The following is an 18,882-nucleotide window of genomic DNA, read 5'->3' as shown; positions in this document are numbered from 1 at the left end:
GCCTGGGGCAGCAGGCCCAAAGCTGCAAGCGATCCGACACATTCCGGGGGGTATCCCTATGTCACGACCCGTCGACGCCGCCATCGCCGCCATTCGCGAATTCCTCGGCGAGCGCCTGACCACCAATGCCGGCCTGCGCGAGCATCACAGCCACGGCCAGGACACGCAGCCCCCGGTGAGTCCCGACGCCGTGGCGTTCATCGAGACCTCGGAAGAAGCCGGCCGCGTGCTCGCGATCTGCAACACCCATGGCGTGCCGGTGGTCCCATTCGGCACCGGAAGCTCGCTCGAGGGTCACGTGACCCCGGTGCGCGGCGGCATCAGCCTCGACCTGTCGCGCATGACGCAGGTGCTGGAGGTGAACGCCGCCGACATGGATTGCCGCGTGCAGGCCGGCGTCACCCACCGGACGCTGAATGCGCATCTGCGCGACCAGGGCCTTTTCTTCCCCGTCGATCCCGGCGCCGACGCCTCGATCGGCGGCATGTGCGCGACCCGGGCCAGCGGTACCAACGCCGTACGCTACGGCACCATCCGCGAGAACGTGCTGGGCCTGACTGTCGCCCTGGCCGACGGGCGGGTGATCCGCACCGGCGGGCGCGTGCGCAAATCCGCCACCGGCTACGACCTGACGCACCTGTTCGTCGGCTCCGAGGGCACGCTGGGCGTGATCACGGAGATCCAGTTGCGCCTGCACGGCATCCCCGAAGCGGCGAGTGCGGCGATCTGCCAGTTCGAGACGCTGGGCGACGCGGTGGAGACGGTGATCGCGGTGATGCAGGCAGGCATTCCCGTGGCCCGCATCGAGCTGCTCGACGACGTGCAGATGGGCGCCTGCATCGCCTATTCGAAACTCGAGGACGCGCTGCCGTTGCCGACGCTGTTCTTCGAGTTCCACGGCACCGAGGCTTCGGTTGCCGAGCAGGCAACGTCGGCGGAAGAGATCGCCGGCAGCTTCGGCGCGCGCGGCTTCCGCTGGGCCACCGGCCAGGAGGAACGCAACAAGCTCTGGCGCGCACGACACGACGCCTATTGGGCCTGCCTCGCGTTGAAGCCCGGGCACAAGGGAATCGCGACCGACGCGATCGTGCCGATCTCCCGGCTCGCCGAGGCGATCCTGGGGGCGCAGGACGACATCGCGGCCTCCGGCCTCACCGCGCCGATCGTCGGCCATGTCGGCGACGGCAATTTCCATACGGTGATCCTGGTCCCGCCCGAGCCGGACGGGATCGCGCGGGCCTGGGAGCTCGACAAGAAGATCGTGGCCCGCGCCCTGGCGCTGGGCGGATCATGCAGCGGCGAGCACGGGGTGGGCATCGGCAAGCGCGAATTCCTGGAAGTCGAGCACGGGGCCGAGACCTTGGCGGTGATGCGCTCGGTGAAGACCACGCTCGATCCGCGCGGCATCCTGAACCCCGGAAAGATCTTCCTGAACTGACCGGCCCGGCGCCCGGACTTCTGGACGGCGGCCGCGGCCGCGCCCTACGCTTCAGGAAAGGCTCGCGCAACAAGAACAAGTCCGGGAGCACGCCATGAAAGCCGCCGTCCTGCACGCCGCTCATCAGCCGCTGACAATCGAGGATATCGGCCTGGCCAGGCCGAAGCGGAACGAAGTGCTGGTGCGCACCGCCTTCGCCGGCCTGTGCCATAGCGACCTGCATTTCATGGAAGGGCTTTACCCGTATCCCGTGCCCTGCGTGCTCGGCCACGAATCCGCCGGCGTGGTCGAGGCCGTCGGCGAGGACGTCACCTACGTGCAGCCCGGCGACCATGTGGTCACGTGCCTGTCGGTGTTCTGCGGCGCCTGCCCGCAATGCGTCACCGGGCATCCGAACCTGTGCGAGAACACCGAGGTGAAGCTGATGCCCGGCATGTCGCGCCGGCTGACCTGGAAGGGCGAGGTCCTGCACCAGTTCATGAACCTGTCGTCCTTCGCCGAGCAGATGCTGGTGCACGAGCACGCCATCGTGAAGATCGATCCGGACATCCCGTTGGATCGCGCCGCTTTGGTGGGCTGCGGCGTGGTCACCGGGGTGATGGCGGTGTTCAACGCGGCCAGGGTCGAGCCGGGCTCGACCGTCGCGGTGATCGGCTGCGGCGGCATCGGCCTGTCCGCGGTGAACGGTGCCGCCCTGGCCGGCGCCGAGCGCATCATCGCCATCGACACGCAGCCGGCGAAGCTGGAACTGGCGCGCGAGATGGGCGCCACCGACCTGGTGAACGCCAGCAACGCCGACCCGGTGGACATCGTGCGCGACCTGACCGGCGGCGGCGGTGTGCATTATGCGTTCGAGGCCATCGGCTCGAAGGAGACCGCCGAGCAATCCTTCCGCATGCTGCGCCCGGGCGGCCTCGCCACCATCATCGGCATGATCCCCGTGGGCACGAAAATCGAGCTGCACGGCGCTGATTTCCTGCGCGACCGCCGAATCCAGGGCACGTCGATGGGCGGCAACAGGTTCCGCGTGGACATGCCGCGCCTGCTCAACCTGTGGCGGCAGGGGCGGCTGAAGCTCGACTACCTGATCTCCGGCCGCATCCGGCTGGATCAGATCAACGAGGGCTTCGCCATGCTGAAATCCGGCGCGACGGTTCGCCAGCTCATCGACTTCGCCTGAACCGATGCCGCCGGCCGCTCACACCAGCCGGCCGGCGGCCCGCATCGCCGCGATATCGCGCTCCGAATAGCCAAGCTCGCGGGCGATCTCGGCGCCGTGCTCGCCGGGCTTCGGCAGATCGTGGCGCAGGCCCGGGCGCTCGCCGTCCAGCGACAGCGGCAGGGCGGGCAGCTTCGTCAGCGCGCCGTTCGGCAGCGTCACCGGCACCAGTCCGCCGGAGTTGTTCAGATGCGGATCGTCGAACAGCTCCACCGGGCGGGAGATCGGCGCATAAGGCAGGCCCAGCGCCTCGCAGCGCGCCATCAGCCCGTCGCGGGTGAAGCCGCGCAGCGCCTCGGCGACAATGGGAATGGTGCGTTCGCGCGCCTCCACGCGTTCGCGTTGCGTGGACAGCGTGGGGTCCTCGGCCAGCGCCGTCATGCCGAACGCCTCGCAGAACACCTTCCACTGCGTGTCCGTGACCACGCCGATGAACACCTGGCCGTCGGAGACCTCGAAAATATCGTAGATCGGCCAGGCCGGCAGGCGCTGCGTCATCGGCGGCGCTTCCTTGCCGGTGGCCGCGAACTGCGCCATGTGCTGGGCAACCAGCAGGACGTTGTTCTCGAACAGGCCGGATTGCACCAGCCGGCCTTTCCCGGTGGCGTGCCGCTCGTTCAGCGCCGCGAGGATGCCGATCGCGCCGAACATGCCGCCCATGATGTCGTTCACGCTGCTGCCGGCGCGCAGCGGCCGCCCGGGCATGCCGGTCATGTAGGCGAGGCCGCCCATCATCTGCACGACTTCATCGAGCGCCACGCGGTTCTCGTACGGGCCGGGCAGGAATCCCTTGCAGGAACAATAGACGAGGCGCGGATTGAGCGCGGCCACATCGGCATAGCCGAGGCCGAGCTTGTCCATTGCCCCGGGTCGGAAATTCTCCACCATCACGTCGGCCGTCGCCAGCAGGCGCTTGACCAGCGCCATGCCCTCGGCCGATTTCAGGTCCACCGCCAGGCTGCGCTTGTTGCGGTTGGTGAAGGCGAAGAATCCGGCGCCGGAGCCGCCGAGCCTGCGGGTGTTGTCGCCCTCCGGCGCCGGCTCCACCTTGATCACGTCGGCGCCGAGATCGGCCAGCACCAAGCCGCAGGTCGGTCCCATCACCATGTGCACGAATTCGACGACGCGAATCCCGGCCAGCGGCAAGGTTCCCATGTCAGGCGGCGGCGCGGCCGGCGGGGTGATACGTCCTGGGAATGCCGGCCTTCGGCACGTTGCCGTGCATCGGCTCGGCCGGCAGGCCCGCATGCAGGATGGCGCGGGCGGCGATCAGTTTTTCGAGATCGATGCCGGTCGAGAAGCCCATGCTCTCCAGCATGAACACGAGGTCCTCGGTGACGATGTTGCCGGAGGCGCCGGGCGCGAACGGGCAGCCACCCAGGCCGGCCAGGGCGGAATCGAAGCTGCGGATGCCTTCCTCCAACCCGGCCAGCGCGTTGGCCAGGCCCAGGCCCATCGTGTCGTGCAGGTGCAGCCCCTCCAGCCGGGGGCCGATCGCCGCCCGCACCGCGCGCACCACGTCCTTGATCTGGGCGGGATGGCCATAGCCGACCGTGTCCGCCAACCCCACCGAATCCACCCCGGCCTCGGCCAGGCCGCTGGCGACCCGCACCACGGCGGCGGTCGGGACCACACCGTCGATCGAGCAGCCGAACGCGGTGGAGCAGGCGCCCTCCACCTGCATCGCGCGCGGCTGGGCGCGCACCCATGCGACGACCCTGGCGACCTCGGCCACCTGCTCGGCGGGCGTGCGGTTCAGGTTGGCGCGGCTGTGCCCCTCGCTGACGGACACCGGGACGCTGATCCGGTGGGCGCCTGCCTCATAGGCGTTCTGCGCGCCGCGCAGGTTCGGCGCCAGGGCCACGATCTGCACGCCCGGCAGGCGAACCGCCTCGCGCACGATCTCGGCGGTGTCGGCCATCTGCGGAATGAGCTTCGGCGGCACGAAGCTGCCCACCTCGATTTCCGGCACGCCGGCCGCCGCGATGGCGGCGATCCAACGCGCCTTGACTGCCGTCGGCATGATGGTCTTCGCCATCTGCAGCCCGTCGCGCGGCCCCACTTCGCAGACCGTGACCGTCTCGCTCATGTCGCTGTCCCTCCAGGCCGGATGATGCCTGGCAGGGTGGCGCGGCCGCCACATGCTGGCAAGGCGCGTGTTCATTGCCGACGGGTGGGGTAGAACTCCCGCGCTTCATGCCATATGTGCGGCGCAACATGGACCAAGCGATCCACCTGCTGCCCCTAGCCGGAGCAACGTCAGGCAGGCGATTTCTGTCGTCTTGATAGAATTGCTCGCCAAAACAAAGGGATAGAGCGTTCTCAGCGGGGACAGCCATGCTGGGAATGCCCTGGCCGTCGAGGATTTAGTTGATGCGCGTCATGCTCGCCCTGTTGGCCGCAGCCGTTCTGCTCGGCCTGTCGACACCCATCCACGCCCAGTTCGGCCCCGGGGGGCCGCCTGCCGTGGGTGTCGTCACGGTACAGAAACGTCCGGTAACGGAAACGAGTGAATTTGTCGGCCGCATCCAGGCGACCGACAAGGTCGATCTGGTGGCACGGGTGACCGCCTTCCTGCAGGAGCGCCTGTTCACCGAAGGGGCCGAGGTGGAGCAGGGCGACCTGCTGTTCCGCCTGGAGCGTGGCCCGTTCGAGGCCGATCTGGAGGCCAAGCAGGCGGCCGTTGCCCAGATCCAGGCGCTGTTGCGCAACGCCACCATCACCCTCAACCGGGCGCAATCGCTGCTGAACACGCCCGCCGGCCAGCGCTCCACCGTGGACGACGCGCTGGCAAACCAGGCCAATTACGCCGCCCAGTTGCTGGCGGCGCAGGCGCAGGTGCGGGCCTCGCAGATCAACCTGAACTACACGGAAATCCGCGCCCCGGTTTCCGGCAAGATCAGCCGCAGCACGCTGTCCGTCGGCAACGTGGTCACGCCCAGTTCCGGCCCGTTGGCCAGCATCGTCAGCCAGGATCCGATGTACGTGCTGTTCCCGATTTCGGTGCGCACGGCACTCGACCTGCGCAACCGCTATTCCGACAAGGGCGGCGTCGCCGCGGTGATCATCCGCCTGAAGCTGCCGGACGGGACGATGTATGGCCAGATCGGCAGGCTCGACTATGTCGATCCATCCGTGGCCGCCAACACCGACACCTTCACCTTGCGCGCGCGCATCCCCAACCCGCTGCGCCCCGGCGCCAGGCCCGGAGAGCCCGGCAATCGCGAGTTGTCCGATGGCGAGTTCGTGACCGTGACGCTGGAGGGCGTGCAGCCGGTGCTGGCCCTTGCCATCCCGCGCTCGGCCGTGCTGTCGGACCAGCAAGGCAGCTATGTCTATGTGGTCGACGCCGAGAAGCGGGCGCAGCAGCGCCGGGTGCAGCTTGGCCAGTCCACGCCCGATACTGCGGTGGTCCTGGCCGGATTGCAGGCGGGCGAGACCGTCGTCGCCGACGGCATTCAGCGGGTGCGGCCGGGCATCGAAGTGAACCCGGCACCGATTTCCCCGCCGCCCGCCGTCCCGTCCGCTGCCGCCCCATCGGCCCCCACCCCGGCCGCGCGGAACTGAGGCGATGCTGAGCTCACTCTTCGTCGACCGCCCGCGGCTGGCGATCGTCATTGCCATCGTCACCATGCTCGCGGGATTGATCGCGCTCACGCGCATTCCCGTGGCGCAGTTCCCGGACATCGTGCCGCCGCAGGTGCAGGTGACCACCCGCTATCCCGGCGCCTCGGCCGCGGTGGTGGAGGCGACGGTGGCGCAGCCGCTGGAAGCGCAGATCAACGGCGTCGACCAGATGCTGTACATGAAGTCCAACAGCGCCAATGACGGCAGCTACTCGCTCACCGTCAGTTTCGCGCTGGGCAGCGACCCGGACATCGACACGGTCAACGTCAACAACCGTGTCCAGGCCGCATTGTCGCGCCTGCCGGCCGAGGTGCAGCGCCAGGGGGTCGTGGTCAAGAAGCAGTCCTCGGCCATTCTCGAGTTCCTGCAGTTCTACAGCGAGGGCGGCAAGCAGACGCCGCTGTTCATCAGCAACTACGTCACCATCAACGTGCTGGACGCGCTCGCCCGCGTTCCCGGCGTCGGCCAGGCCTTCGTGTTCGGCGCGCTCGACTACTCGATGCGCATCTGGTTCTCCACCGACCGGCTGATCGAGCTGAACCTGTCGCCGTCGGACATCATTGCCGCGCTCCAGAGCCAGAACATCCAGGGCGCCGTGGGGCGCGTCGGCGCCAAGCCGACCGACGACTCCACGCCGTTCCAGATCAACCTGCAGACCAAGGGCCGCCTGGCCTCGCCGGAGGAGTTCGGCGCCATCGTGGTGCGCGCCAACCCGGACGGCTCGGTGCTGCGCGTGCGCGACGTGGCGCGCGTCGAGCTGGGGGCGGCGACGCAGGATACCGAGAGCCGGCTGAACGGCAATCCGGCCGTAACGATCGGCATCTACCTCTCTCCCGGCGCCAATGCGGTGGCGACCTCGGCGCGCGTCGCCGCCCTGCTGGACACGCTGGAGCAACGTTTCCCGGAGGGGCTGAAGAAGATCGTCTTCTACGACAGCTCGACTTTCGTCGCCGACACCATCCACGAAGTGGTCAAGACGCTGGGCGAGGCCTTCGTGCTGGTGGTGCTGGTGGTGTTCCTGTTCCTGGGCAATCTGCGCGCTACCATCATTCCCACCGTCGCGGTGCCGGTGAGCCTGATCGGCACCTTCGCGGTGCTGCTGCTGCTCGGCTACTCGGCCAACACCGTCTCGCTGCTGGCCATGGTGCTGGCCATCGGCATCGTCGTGGACGATGCCATCGTGGTCGTGGAGAACGTCGAACGCGTGATGGAGGAGGAGCCGCACCTCACGCCGAAGGAAGCCACCAAGAAGGCGATGACCCAGATTACCGGGCCGATCATCGCCATCACCCTGGTGCTGCTGTCAGTGTTCGTGCCGGTCGGCTTCATTCCCGGCATCTCCGGCCAGCTGTTCCGGCAGTTCGCGGTCACGATCAGCGTCGCCATGCTGATCTCGGCGATCAACGCGTTGACCCTGTCGCCGGCGCTGTGCGGCGTGTTCCTGCGTCATACCGACAAGCGCCGTGGCGTCATGTCGTACGTGCTGCGTGGCATCGATGCCGTGCGCGACGGTTACGCCGCGGTAGTCCGCCGCCTCGTGCGCGTGGCCGTCCTCGCCGTTGTCCTGATCGCCGCCTGCGGCGCGGGTATCTTCGGCATGTCGAAGCTGACGCCCACCGGCTTCCTGCCGGAAGAGGACCAGGGTGTGTTCTTCGTCGCGGTCCAGCTGCCCGACGGCGCCTCGGTCGCGCGCACGCGCGGCGTGGTGCAGCAGGTCGAGGGGCTGCTGAAGGGCATGCCGCAGGTCGACAACATCCTCTCCATCGTCGGCTTCTCGCTGCTCGACGGCGGCGCGCAGAGCAATGCGGCCTTCATGGTGGCGCGGCTGAAGCCGTTCGCCGATCGCACCGCGGCCAGCGACAAGGCGCAGGCGGTGATCGGCCGGGTATTCGGCGCAGCCCAACAGATCCGCTCGGCCGTGGTGTTTCCGTTCAACCTGCCGCCGATCATCGGCCTGTCCACCAGCGGCGGCTTCGAGTACCAGTTGCAGAACCTGGAAGGGCGCGAGCCGGCGGAGATGGGCAGCGTGATGCAGGGCCTGGTGGCGGCGGCCAACCAGGACCGGCATTTGTCGCGGGTGTTCTCCACCTTCAGCCCGACCACGCCCAGCCTCTTTCTGGACATCGACCGCGACAAGGCGCAGGCGCTGGGGCTCACCATCAGCGACGTGTTCACGGCGCTGCAGGCGACGCTGGGCGGCATCTACGTCAACGATTTCAACCTGTATGGCCGCACCTGGCAGGTGAACATCCAGGGCGAGGCGATGGACCGCAACGACATCCCCGCGGTCTGGCGCATCTTCGTGCGCAACAAGCAGGGCACCATGGTGCCGCTGCGCTCGATCGCGGACATGCGCATCGTGCTGGGGCCGCAGACCATCAGCCGCTACAACAACTACCGCTCCATCACCATCAACGGCTCGCCGGCGCCGGGCGTCTCCTCGGGCGATGCGCTGGCGGCGATGACGGCGGTGTCGGCGCGCACCCTGCCGCCGGGCTACGCGTTCGAATGGACCGGCACCGCCTATCAGGAGATGCAGGCCTCCGGCCAGACCGCACCGATCCTGGCCCTCGCCGTGCTGTTCGCCTACCTCTTCCTGGTCGCCTTGTACGAAAGCTGGGTGATCCCCGTCCCGGTGCTGCTGTCGGTGGCGGTGGGCGTGCTGGGGGCCTATGCCGGCGTGTTCGTCTCCGGACTGGCGCTCGACCTCTACGGCCAGATCGGCCTGGTGGTGCTGATCGCGCTGGCGGCCAAGAACGGCATCCTGATCGTCGAGTTCGCCAAGGAGCAGCGCGAGGCGGGCATGGAAATCCGCGACGCCGCCGCGCTCGGGGCGAGGATGCGATTCCGCGCGGTAATGATGACGTCGATCGCCTTCATCCTCGGCCTGATGCCGCTGGTCACCGCGCAGGGGGCCGCCATGCTGTCGCGCCGCGCCGTCGGCACACCCGTCTTCGCCGGCATGCTGGCGGCCAGCACGCTGGGCATCTTCCTGATTCCGATGCTGTACGTAACATTCCAGGCGATGCGGGAGCGGGTGAAACGCCGCTTCGGCCACCGGGTGGGTGAGCCGGTACACTGACTCGGGTCTTGGCCTTTGCCGCCGGATACGTACATGCTGTCGCGAACCCACGAACGACCTCCGGAGAGAAACCGCCCATGACCAAGTTCGGCCTCGCTCAGCCCGTTCGCCGTGTGGAGGATCCGCGCCTGCTGAAGGGCAGCGGCGCCTACACCGACGACATCACCCTGCCGGGCACGGTGCATGGCGTGGTGCTGCGCAGCCCCTACGCCGCGGCCGCGATCACCAGCATCGACACGGCGGCAGCCAAGGCCGTGCCGGGGGTGCTGGCGGTCTACACCATCGCCGACCTGAAAGCCGACGGCATTGGCGACCTGCCCTGCCTGGTGAGCCTGAAGAATCGCGACGGTTCAGAGCAGGTCAGCCCGCGCCGCCCGGTGCTGGCCGACGGCGCGGTGCGCCATGTCGGCGAGCCGGTCGCTTTCATCGTCGCCGAGACGACGAAGGCCGGCCGCGACGCCGCGGAACTGGTCGAGATCGCCTACGACATGCTGCCCTCGATCACCGATCTTGCGACCGCCATGGATGCCGGCGCCGCGCAGGTGTGGGACAGTGCGCCGAAGAACGTGTGCTTCGACTGGGAGATCGGCCAGAAGGAGAAGACGGAGGCCCTGTTCGCGCAGGCCGCGCATGTCACCCGCCTGACCGTGGTCAACAACCGTATCGTCGTCTCCTCGCTGGAGGCGCGGGCGGCGTTCGCCGATTACGACGCCGCGACCGGCCGCTGGACCCTGCGCACGAATACGCAGGGCGGCTGGGGCATCAAGGACATGCTCGGCCAGAACATCTTCAACGTGTCGCCCGACCAGTTCCGCGTCATCACCCCGGACGTGGGCGGCGGCTTCGGCATGAAGCTGTTCCTGTATCCCGAGCACGCGCTGACCTGCTATGCCGCCCGCAAGCTGGGCCGCCCGGTGAAATGGGCGTCGGAGCGCAGCGAGGCGTTCCTGTCCGACAGCCACGGCCGCGACAACATCACGCTCGGCGAGATCGCGCTGGACAAGGACGGCAAGTTCCTCGCCCTGCGCACCCGCAACGTCGCCAACATGGGCGCCTATCTCTCGAACTTCGCCCCGTACATCCCGACCATGGCGGGCACCAGCGTGCTGGCGAGCGTGTATGGGTTCCAGACCGTCTACGCGAACGTGATCGGCGTGTTCACCAACACCGTGCCGGTCGACGCCTATCGCGGCGCCGGCCGCCCCGAGGCCAACTACCTGGTGGAGCGACTGATCGACGCGGCCGCCCGCGAGGCCGGGATCGACCGCGTGGAGCTCCGTCGCCGCAACATGGTGACACCGGACGCGATGCCCCACACCACGCCGGTCGGCAAGGTCTATGACAGCGGCGATTTCAAGGTCGTGCTCGAACATGGCCTGAAGATGATGGACTGGGCCGGGTTCGAGGCACGCCGCGCCGAGGCTGCCCGACGCGGCAAGCGCCGTGGCATCGGCATGGCCTATTATCTGGAGGCCACCGGCGGCGCGCCGACCGAACGGGCCGAAATCCGTTTCGCCGATGATGGGTTCGTGGACGTCTATGTGGGCACGCAATCCACGGGCCAGGGCCATGAGACCGCCTATGTCCAGCTCACCGTGGATCGCCTCGGCGTGCCCGGCGAGAAGGTGCGGGTGAAGCAGGGCGACACCGACACGATCCCGACCGGCGGCGGCACCGGCGGCGCGCGCAGCTTGTATTCCGAAGGGCAGGCGATCCTCGTGACTGCGGCCGCCGTGATCGAGAAGGGCAAGAAAGCCGCGTCCGAGGCGTTGGAGGCGGCCCCGGCCGACATCGTGTTCGAGCAGGGTCGCTTCTCCATCGTCGGCACCGATCGCGGCATGGATATTCTGACACTCGCCGCTACCCAGCGCGACCGTGCCGCCAAAGGCGCCGATGTCACCACGCTCGATGCGGCGGAAGTGGCCAATATCGACGCCCACACCTTCCCGAACGGCTGCCATATCGCCGAGGTCGAAGTGGACCCCGACACCGGCGAGGTGGCGATGGTGCGCTATTCCGTCAGCGACGACTTCGGCAAAGCGGTGAACCCGCTGATCGTGCGCGGCCAGGTGCATGGCGGCGTGGCCCAGGGCTTCGGCCAGGCGGTGCGGGAGAACACCGTCTACGACCCCGAGTCCGGCCAGCTGCTCGCCGGCAGCTTCATGGACTACGCCCTGCCGCGCGCGGACGAGCTGCCGGATATCGAAGTGGACCTGATCGAAGTGCCCTGCGCCAGCAACCCGCTGGGCGTGAAGGGCGCGGGCGAGGCCGGCGCCGTCGGCAGCCCGCCGGCGGTGATGAACGCCATCGTCGATGCGCTGACGCCGATCGGCGTGACCCATCTCGACATGCCCGCGACGCCGGAGAAGGTGTGGAAGGCGATCGCCAGGGCGGCCTGACGACAGATCCCGGCTGCAACGAAAACGGCCGGTGGGAAACCACCGGCCGTTTCTTTGTCTGCGTCAGTGCGCGCCGGTCGCGCCGCTTCCGGCTGTCTTGCGCATCAGCAGCACAGCGCCCAGCGCCAGCAGCAACCCGGCGCCCATCATGTAGAACGCGTCGCCATAGGCCAGGAAATAGGCCTGCGCCCGGATGGTACGGCCGATCTGCACCACCGCGTCGTGCCAGGCGGCGGCGGGATCGCTGGTGCCGGCCGCCATGAAGTGGGATTGCAGGGCGGCGATCCGGGCCTGGGTCGCCAGGGCCATCGGCGAAACATGCGCCGTCAGCACGCTGGAGTGGAACTGTTCGCGCCTGGTCAGCAGGGTCTGCAACGCGGCGATGCCGATGGCGCCGCCGAGGTTGCGCAGCATGTTGTAGATCGCCGATGCGGAGGCGGCACTGGCGCGCTCGATCCCCGCCGTCGTCAGCGAGGTGAGCGGCGTCAGCAGCAGGGCCTGGCCGACCGCGCGGACCAGATTGGGAACGAGCAGTTGCGGTCCCGAATAGTCCGGCGAGGTCGCAACGTTGAGGAAGCAGCTCGCCGCGAACAGGGCGAAGCCCAGGGCCACCAGCATCCGCGCATCGATCCACCGCATCAGAAGCGGCACCAGCGGGATCAGCACCAGCTGCGGCAGGCCGGTCCAGGCCAGCACGAAGCCCACCTGCTCGGCATTGTAGCCCTGCATCTGCGACAGATAGAGCGGCAGCAGGAACACCGAGCCGTAGAGCGCCATGCCCAGCAGCACCGAGCTGATGCTGCCCAGGCCGAAATTGCGCCGCTTCAGCAGCCGCAGGTCGAGCAGCGGACGCGGGCTCGTCAGCTCGATCCACACGAACAGGGCCAGCGACACCGCCGCCACCAGCGACAGCCGCACGATGAACGTGGAACCGAACCAGTCGTCCTTGTTGCCTTCCTCCAGCACCGTCTGCAGCGTCGCGAGCCCGATCGACAGCGTGGCGATCCCCGGCCAGTCGCCCAGGCGCAGCAGGCCAGGCTGCATTTTCCCGGCCGGCAGAGTCGGCCATAGCGTGGCCAGCATCAGGGCGCCGGGCACGAGGTTCACGTAGAAGATCCATTGCCAGCCATATGTCTCGGTCAGGTAGCCGCCGATGGTGGGGCCGATCGCCGGGGCGAAGGTCGCCGACAGCGCGAACAGCGCCAGGCCCATCGGCTGGCGGGACGGCGGCAGGGTGGTGAGCGTGATGGTGAAAGCGAGCGGGATCAGCGTGCCGCCGAAGAAGCCCTGCAGCGCGCGCAGGACGATCATCTGGGTCAGGTCCTGGGCGGAGGCGCAGGCCACCGACAGCACCAGGAACAGGACGGTGTTCGCCAGCAGGTAGCGGCGCAGCGAGAACACCTGGGTCAGAAAGCCGGTGAGCGGGATCACTACGATCTCGGCCACCAGGTACGCCGTGGAGATCCAGCCGCCGTCGTCCAGTCCGGCGCCGATCGCGCCCTGGATGTTCGGCAGCGACGCGTTGGTGATCTGGATGTTCAGGACCGCCATGAAGGCGCCGATGATCGACCCGCCGACCATCAGCCAGGTCTTCGCGTCCACGGCGTCGGGGCGGGTCGCGCTCCCCTTTGCCATGGCCGCTGGCGTGGTCATGACGCGGTCCTCGGCCGGGCGCTCGCCAGACGGCCGGCTTCCTGGCGCGTATCGATCGTCGGTTCCACGGACATGCCCGGGCGCAGGATGCCCTGCGCGCCCTGCGGCCGGTCGAGCACGATGCGCACGGGGATCCGCTGGACGATCTTGGTGAAGTTGCCCGTGGCGTTGTCCGGCGGCAGCAATGCGAATTGCAGGCCGGTGGCGGGGGCCACGCTGTCCACGTGCCCGGATAGGGTCATGCCGGGATAGGTGTCGACCGACAGCGTCACTGGCTGGCCAGGATGGACGTTGGTGAGCTGCGTTTCCTTGTAGTTGGCCACCACATAGACGGCGTCCAGCGGCACGACCGCCATCAACTGCGTGCCGGCCTGCACGAACTGCCCGACGCGCAGGGCCCGGGCGCCGACGACGCCGTCGATCGGCGCGGCGATCACGGTGTAGCCAAGGTTCAGCCGGGCCTGTTCCTCGGCCGCCGTGGCGTGGGCGAGTTGCGCCTCGGCCTTGGTGCGGGCGGCTTTCAGCACATCGACCTGCTGGCGCGCGCCGGTCAGGGCCGCGTTGGCCTGGCGGAGCGCCGCACCGCGCTGCAGCAGAATGGAGGCAGTCTGCTGGGCCTGCTGGGTGCTGCCGGCCCCGGTGCGGGCCAGCTCGCCGTAGCGCGCCTGGTCCTGGCGGGCGAAGGTCAGCGCCGCCTCGGCGGCCGCCACCTGACTTGCGGCCACGTCGATCGTGGACTGCTGCAGCGCCAGCTGCGCGTCGATGCTGCCGATCTCGGTCTCCGCCGTCTGTCGGTCTGCGGTTGCCTGCTGCAGCGCCGTGCGGAAGTCGCGGTCGTCGATGCGGGCCAGTGCCTCGCCGGCCCTCACGGTCTGGTTGTCGGCCACCAGCACCGCGGCAATGTAGCCGGAGACGCGCGGGGCGATCGCGGTGCTGTCCGCTTGCACATAGGCGTCGTCCGTCGCCACCAGGAAGCGGCCGACCCGCCAGTACTCCAGACCGAATTCCGCTGCGCCCGCGACCACCAGCACGGCGGCCGCGCCCAGGAGGCCCCGGCGCAGCCAGCCCTTGCGGGCGCGGCTCCTGGCGGCGTGGGCTTCGCTGCCGAGAGCGGCTATTTCGCCGTCCGCGGCCGGCGCCAGATCGCTGGCAGGCTGCATCATCGTGTCTCCTTGGATCGGAGTTTCGCTACAGTGTGTAGCAACGATGGCGCGGTATAATGCGGCCTTTGCCACCAACAGAAGCACCGCCCGCCTGATAGGAGACATACCGTAGCGTTATAATTGAACCGGAGCGGCCGCACGCCTATGGTGTGTTCACATCACCGGCTTGCGTGGGTCTCGAAACAGCATGGACAAGGCGACCAGGACTCGACCAACGGGCGCAGCGCGATCCCCGGCGAAGGCGCCGGGACGGCCGCGCAGCGACGCGACGCGGCAGTCGGTCCTGCGCGCGGCCTTTGAGCTGCTGACGGAAGGCGGCCTCGCCCGCTTCACCATCGAGGGGGTGGCCGCCCGCTCCGGCGTCGCGCGCACGACGATCTATCGCTGGTGGCCCAAGAAGGGCGCCTTGGCGATGGAAGGGTTCCTGGAGGCGACGGCCCCGGAAATCCGCTTCCCGAAGACCACGTCCGCGGTGGCGGACATGAAGGCGCAGCTTCGCCTGTGTGCCAAACTGCTGCGCGGCCGGGCCGGCCGGATCATCTGCGGCGTGATCGTCGAGGGCCAGACCGATCCCGAGACGATCGCGGCCTTCATCGAGGGCTATCTGCAGCCGCGGCGGCGGGAGGCACGGGCGATCCTGCAGCGCGGCATCGACAGCGGCGAGATGCGGCCCGATCTCGATATGTCCGCTCTGCTCTCGGCGCTGTACAGTCCCATGCATCTGCGCCTGCTGCTGGGTGAGCCGATCGACGACGCCTGGGTGGACAGCCTGGCGGACACCGTCCTGCAGGGTTGCCTCGCCACCCCCACGGCGCCGGCACAGGTCAGAACCGCAGCGCCGCCTCGATCTGCGTGAACACCGCTGCCAGGGCCGCGGTCTGCGCCTGGACCTCGGCCTGGGCGCCGGCTGCGGTCAGCGGCGCATCTTGGGTGAACATGCGCTGCAGCATGATGCGCGACGCCTCGCCGCGCGGCGCCAGCACGGTAATCCCCAATGCCGCATGCGCTTGGCCGGCGTCTGGCCGGCTCCACAGCGCCGAAAGCTCGCCCTCCAGCGTCAGGTCCGGCACGGCCCGGCTGCCCGGCGCGACGACGGCGGCGAACTGCCCGCTCTCGGCCAGCCAGCGGCGCAGCGCGTCCTCCACCCCCTGCGCCGGCGGCACCGCCCATTCCTCGTAGAACGCGGTGCGGATGCTGCCGTCGGGCGCCAGCGTCTGCAGTCCTCGCGCCTCCAGGCCCGGCCCCGCCCGCAGCGCGCGCACTTCCAGCACCCGCCCGCCCCGCTTCGGCGGCAGCGCCATGGGGCGGCGAACGATCAGCGGCCATTGCCGGCGCTCGGCATAGGGTCGCTCGGAAAGGCCGCAACCGGCCAGGATCGCCGGCAGCGCCAGCAATGCGCGCCGCTTCACCGGCCGCCATCCGTGCGTGGCGGCGGGCCGCCCAGCAGCACCGCCGCAGGATAGCGGCGCAGGGTCTCGCTGGTTTCGCGCAGGTTCGCCGCCGCGGCCCGGGCATCGCGCAGCACCGGCAACAGGTCGGCCTGGATATCGGCGGTGCCGGCATCGGCACGTCTCACGGTCGCCTCCAATGCGGTGATCAGCGCCGGCAGCCGTCCCGCGGCCACCGCCAGGCGATCGGCCGCCTGGGTGGTTGCTGCCAGCAGGTTCTGGGTCGCCTTGGGGTCGACGGCGCCGCGCACTGCCCCCGAGGTGGCCCGCAGATCCGCCGCCAGCCCCGGCAGGTCGGCGCTCTCGAGGCCCTTCCGGGCGGTCTTCATCAGGCGCGCGGCCTCGGCCAGCGCGGCATGGGCGTCGCCGGTGGTCAATTGTCCGTGCACGTCATCCAGCGCGGTCTGCAGTGCGGCAGCCAGACGCTCGATGTCCACCCCCTGGATCCTCGCCAGCAGCGTCTGCGCGGCGTTCTGCACCTGGGTGATCGTGCTGGGCATCGACGGCATGTAGGTGTCGCGCGGCTCCCACGGCACCGTCGCGACCGGGAAGCGCACGGGATCGACGAAGTCGAGTTCAACATAGGCCAGTCCGGTAATGCCTTGGCTGGCGAGGCGGGCGCGCAGGCCGTAGCGGATGGCGCTCTCCTGGTCCGGCACGCGGCCGATCCGCCTCGGGTCGATGACAAAGCGCACGAACACCAGCCGTGATGTGGGGTCCTGCGGATCGGCCGACTTGTCGCGCATATAGGCGGCGCTCACCAGGCCGATCTCGTTCACCTGGCCCAGGGTGACGCCGCGGAACTTGACCGGCGCACCGACCTCAAGCCCCTGCACCGACTCGGTGAAATAGGTTTCGTAACGGGCGCCTTGGCTGACCCGGTTGCGCCCGAGGAACAGAACCAGCCAGATCGCGGCGACAATGCCGGCGACGAGCAGCAACCCGACACGCAGATAGGTCGCCTTGCTGGTCATCACGCCGGCGCCCCCGCGGCATCATTCGGCAGTTCGCGCCGGAAGAAGGCGCGCACCATCGGCTGCTCGCTGGAATCGCGCAGCACGCGTGGATCGCCTTCAGCGATGATGCCCTGGGCGGTGCGGTCCAGCATGATGCAGCGATCGGCGATCGCCAGGATCGAGGCCAGCTCATGCGTCACCACCACGAAAGTGGCGCCGAGGTCGTGGCGCAGGTCCAGGATCAGCCGATCGAGCCCCGCCGAGGTGATGGGGTCAAGGCCGGCGGACGGCTCGTCGAGGAACAGCAGCGGCGGGTCCAGCGCCAAGGCACGGGCGATCGCGGCCCGCTTGGCCATGCCGCCGGAAATCTCCGCCGGCATCAGCGCTGCCGCGTCCGCGAGGCCCACCAGCCCCAGCTTCACGCTGGCCAGCCGGGCGCGGGCCTGGGGCGGCATGTCGGTGTGCATTTCGAGAGGCAGCATCACGTTTTCCAGCAGCGTCATGGAGCCGAACAAGGCACCGGACTGGAACATCACGCCGATCCGGTCGCGGATATCGACGCCGGCTGCGTACATGTCCTGGCCCAGCACTTCCACCTTTCCTTCGTTGGGCGGCAGCAGGCCGATGATCTGGCGCATCAGCGTGGACTTGCCGCAACCCGAGCCGCCGAGGATGACGAACACCTCGCCGGCCGCCACGTCGAAGGTGACGTCGCGATAGATGGTGCGGGCGCCGAAGCGCTGCGCCAACCCCGTCGCGCGGACGACTGCCGTTCTGGTCACAGCCCCAACCTGTAGAAGATGATCGCGAAGACACCGTCCAGCGCGATCGAGGCGACGATGCCCCCCACCACCGCCGCGGTGGCGGACACGCCGACGGCGCGCGGTCCCACCCCGGTGGACAGGCCGGCCCGGCAGCCGACGGCGGCCACGGCGGCGCCGAACACCGCGGCCTTGAACAGCCCGCCATACAGGTCTCCCGGCTGCACCCAATAGGCGACCTGGTTGCCGATCGCGACCGGCGGGATGCCCGCCCCGACCAGCACCAGCGTCATGCCGAGCAGCCCGGCGACGTTCATGGCAACGGTCAATACCGGCGCCAGCAACAGCGCCGCCACCAGCCTGGGCAGCACCAGCATCGTCACCGGGTCGAGCCCCATGGTCGTCAGCGCGTCGAGCTCCTGGTTCACCTTCATCGTGCCGATTTCGGCGGCGAAGGCGGAGCCGCTGCGTCCGGCCAGGATCACCGCGGCCAGCAGCGGGCCAAGCTCACGGATCATGCCGATGGCGACCAGGTTCGCCACATAGATGTCGGCGCCGAACTGGCGCATGGGAATCAGCGACTGGAAGGCCAGGATCAGCCCGATCAGGATGCCCAGCAGCAGGATCAACGGCATTGCCTGCACGCCGGCCTGATCGGCCACTCGCAGCAGGTCGCCACGGCGGAACATTCGCGCCCGTGAAGGGAATCGCGCGATCGTCACCGCCAGCTCGCCCAGGAAGGCGATGCCCTCGGTGGCCGCCCGCAACCCGGACAGGATCGTTTCGCGCCAGGTCATCGCCGGCGGTGGCGAAGGCCGTGGCGCGGCGGTGGACACGGCGCGGATGCGCGCCAGCATGTCCGCCACCTGCGGTGCGGCGCCGGTCACTGTGGCCGCACCCGCATGCGCGCCTTCCACATCCAGCAGCAGGGTCGCGCCCGCCGTGTCGCAGGCGGTCAGCCCCGAGAGGTCCAGCACGAGCGCTTGCCCGTCCGCCTGCCCGGCGGCGCGCAGCGCGGCGGTCCACAGCCGCGCCGCTGCGCGCACATCCAGCCGGCCGTGAAATGCCAGCACGCGGGCGCCGCCCTGTTCGCCCACCTCCAGCCGTGCGAGCTCGGCCGTATCAGCCGGCATGCG

The 18,882-nt window shown here is 69.1% G+C and carries 14 protein-coding genes; 6 read left to right on the top strand and 8 right to left on the bottom strand.

Annotation, left to right across the window (positions count from 1 at the left end; translation table 11 throughout):
- The first annotated feature begins 58 nt into the window (after positions 1-58).
- Positions 59-1,438 (top strand): FAD-binding oxidoreductase, encoded by a 1,380-nt coding sequence (locus OL599_RS00505; RefSeq protein ID WP_264711628.1) that lies wholly within the window; start codon positions 59-61, stop codon positions 1,436-1,438.
- A gap of 94 nt (positions 1,439-1,532) precedes the next feature.
- On the top strand, positions 1,533-2,618 hold the full coding sequence (locus OL599_RS00500; RefSeq protein ID WP_264711627.1) for a Zn-dependent alcohol dehydrogenase: 1,086 nt from the start codon (positions 1,533-1,535) through the stop codon (positions 2,616-2,618).
- A gap of 18 nt (positions 2,619-2,636) precedes the next feature.
- Here OL599_RS00500 and OL599_RS00495 read toward each other — a convergent pair whose 3' ends face one another.
- A complete protein-coding gene (locus OL599_RS00495; RefSeq protein ID WP_264711626.1) occupies positions 2,637-3,812 on the bottom strand; it encodes a CaiB/BaiF CoA transferase family protein in 1,176 nt (391 codons plus the stop codon).
- A 1-nt stretch (position 3,813) separates the two neighbouring features.
- A complete protein-coding gene (locus OL599_RS00490; RefSeq protein WP_264711625.1) occupies positions 3,814-4,746 on the bottom strand; it encodes a hydroxymethylglutaryl-CoA lyase in 933 nt (310 codons plus the stop codon).
- A 293-nt stretch (positions 4,747-5,039) separates the two neighbouring features.
- Here OL599_RS00490 and OL599_RS00485 point away from each other — a divergent pair, with 293 nt between their 5' ends.
- The 3 genes from OL599_RS00485 (at position 5,040) to OL599_RS00475 (ending at position 11,765) form a co-directional block, all read left to right on the top strand.
- Positions 5,040-6,224, top strand: a complete 1,185-nt coding sequence (locus OL599_RS00485; RefSeq protein WP_264711624.1) for an efflux RND transporter periplasmic adaptor subunit — start codon at positions 5,040-5,042, stop codon at positions 6,222-6,224.
- A 4-nt stretch (positions 6,225-6,228) separates the two neighbouring features.
- A complete protein-coding gene (locus tag OL599_RS00480; protein ID WP_264711623.1) occupies positions 6,229-9,366 on the top strand; it encodes an efflux RND transporter permease subunit in 3,138 nt (1,045 codons plus the stop codon).
- A gap of 77 nt (positions 9,367-9,443) precedes the next feature.
- Positions 9,444-11,765: a xanthine dehydrogenase family protein molybdopterin-binding subunit gene (locus OL599_RS00475; RefSeq protein WP_264711622.1), complete on the top strand. Its 2,322-nt coding sequence runs from the start codon at positions 9,444-9,446 to the stop codon at positions 11,763-11,765.
- Between the two features lie 63 nt (positions 11,766-11,828).
- Here the strand turns inward: OL599_RS00475 and OL599_RS00470 are convergent, their stop codons facing one another.
- Entirely contained in the window at positions 11,829-13,418 is a 1,590-nt protein-coding gene (locus OL599_RS00470) for a DHA2 family efflux MFS transporter permease subunit (protein ID WP_264711621.1), read from the bottom strand.
- Positions 13,415-14,578 (bottom strand): HlyD family secretion protein, encoded by a 1,164-nt coding sequence (locus tag OL599_RS00465; RefSeq protein ID WP_264711620.1) that lies wholly within the window; start codon positions 14,576-14,578, stop codon positions 13,415-13,417. Before OL599_RS00465 ends, OL599_RS00470 begins: the two co-directional genes overlap by 4 nt.
- Before the next feature lie 190 nt (positions 14,579-14,768).
- Here OL599_RS00465 and OL599_RS00460 point away from each other — a divergent pair, with 190 nt between their 5' ends.
- Entirely contained in the window at positions 14,769-15,437 is a 669-nt protein-coding gene (locus tag OL599_RS00460; protein ID WP_264711619.1) for a TetR/AcrR family transcriptional regulator, read from the top strand.
- On the opposite strand, the gene OL599_RS00455 is transcribed toward OL599_RS00460, so the two are convergent.
- Genes OL599_RS00455 through OL599_RS00440 form a run of 4 tightly spaced genes read right to left on the bottom strand, consistent with a single transcriptional unit; the run spans position 15,406 to position 18,879 of the window.
- A complete protein-coding gene (locus OL599_RS00455) occupies positions 15,406-15,990 on the bottom strand; it encodes an ABC-type transport auxiliary lipoprotein family protein (RefSeq protein ID WP_264711618.1) in 585 nt (194 codons plus the stop codon). The two genes, OL599_RS00460 and OL599_RS00455, sit on opposite strands and share 32 nt — an antisense overlap.
- Positions 15,987-17,003, bottom strand: a complete 1,017-nt coding sequence (locus OL599_RS00450) for an MlaD family protein (RefSeq protein WP_264711617.1) — start codon at positions 17,001-17,003, stop codon at positions 15,987-15,989. The genes OL599_RS00455 and OL599_RS00450 overlap by 4 nt, the downstream gene beginning before the upstream one ends.
- Positions 17,003-17,767: an ABC transporter ATP-binding protein gene (locus tag OL599_RS00445; protein WP_264711616.1), complete on the bottom strand. Its 765-nt coding sequence runs from the start codon at positions 17,765-17,767 to the stop codon at positions 17,003-17,005. Before OL599_RS00445 ends, OL599_RS00450 begins: the two co-directional genes overlap by 1 nt.
- Positions 17,764-18,879 (bottom strand): ABC transporter permease, encoded by a 1,116-nt coding sequence (locus OL599_RS00440; RefSeq protein ID WP_264711615.1) that lies wholly within the window; start codon positions 18,877-18,879, stop codon positions 17,764-17,766. The genes OL599_RS00445 and OL599_RS00440 overlap by 4 nt, the downstream gene beginning before the upstream one ends.
- Positions 18,880-18,882: the final 3 nt, after the last annotated feature.

Source organism: Limobrevibacterium gyesilva (genome assembly GCF_025989185.1).
In the GTDB taxonomy this organism is placed as follows: domain Bacteria; phylum Pseudomonadota; class Alphaproteobacteria; order Acetobacterales; family Acetobacteraceae; genus Limobrevibacterium; species Limobrevibacterium gyesilva.
This window is presented reverse-complemented; position numbering and strand designations above follow the sequence as displayed.

Excerpts from the sequence above, each read along its gene's own strand:
- OL599_RS00465 (WP_264711620.1), bottom strand. The coding sequence starts at position 14,578 with ATGCAGCCTGCCAGCGATCTGGCGCCGGCCGCGGACGGCGAAATAGCC.
- OL599_RS00470 (WP_264711621.1), bottom strand. The coding sequence starts at position 13,418 with ATGACCACGCCAGCGGCCATGGCAAAGGGGAGCGCGACCCGCCCCGAC.
- OL599_RS00460 (WP_264711619.1), top strand. The coding sequence starts at position 14,769 with ATGGACAAGGCGACCAGGACTCGACCAACGGGCGCAGCGCGATCCCCG.
- OL599_RS00450 (WP_264711617.1), bottom strand. The coding sequence starts at position 17,003 with ATGACCAGCAAGGCGACCTATCTGCGTGTCGGGTTGCTGCTCGTCGCC.
- OL599_RS00485 (WP_264711624.1), top strand. The coding sequence starts at position 5,040 with ATGCTCGCCCTGTTGGCCGCAGCCGTTCTGCTCGGCCTGTCGACACCC.
- OL599_RS00500 (WP_264711627.1), top strand. The coding sequence starts at position 1,533 with ATGAAAGCCGCCGTCCTGCACGCCGCTCATCAGCCGCTGACAATCGAG.
- OL599_RS00495 (WP_264711626.1), bottom strand. The coding sequence starts at position 3,812 with ATGGGAACCTTGCCGCTGGCCGGGATTCGCGTCGTCGAATTCGTGCAC.
- OL599_RS00475 (WP_264711622.1), top strand. The coding sequence starts at position 9,444 with ATGACCAAGTTCGGCCTCGCTCAGCCCGTTCGCCGTGTGGAGGATCCG.
- OL599_RS00440 (WP_264711615.1), bottom strand. The coding sequence starts at position 18,879 with ATGCCGGCTGATACGGCCGAGCTCGCACGGCTGGAGGTGGGCGAACAG.
- OL599_RS00505 (WP_264711628.1), top strand. The coding sequence starts at position 59 with ATGTCACGACCCGTCGACGCCGCCATCGCCGCCATTCGCGAATTCCTC.
- OL599_RS00480 (WP_264711623.1), top strand. The coding sequence starts at position 6,229 with ATGCTGAGCTCACTCTTCGTCGACCGCCCGCGGCTGGCGATCGTCATT.
- OL599_RS00490 (WP_264711625.1), bottom strand. The coding sequence starts at position 4,746 with ATGAGCGAGACGGTCACGGTCTGCGAAGTGGGGCCGCGCGACGGGCTG.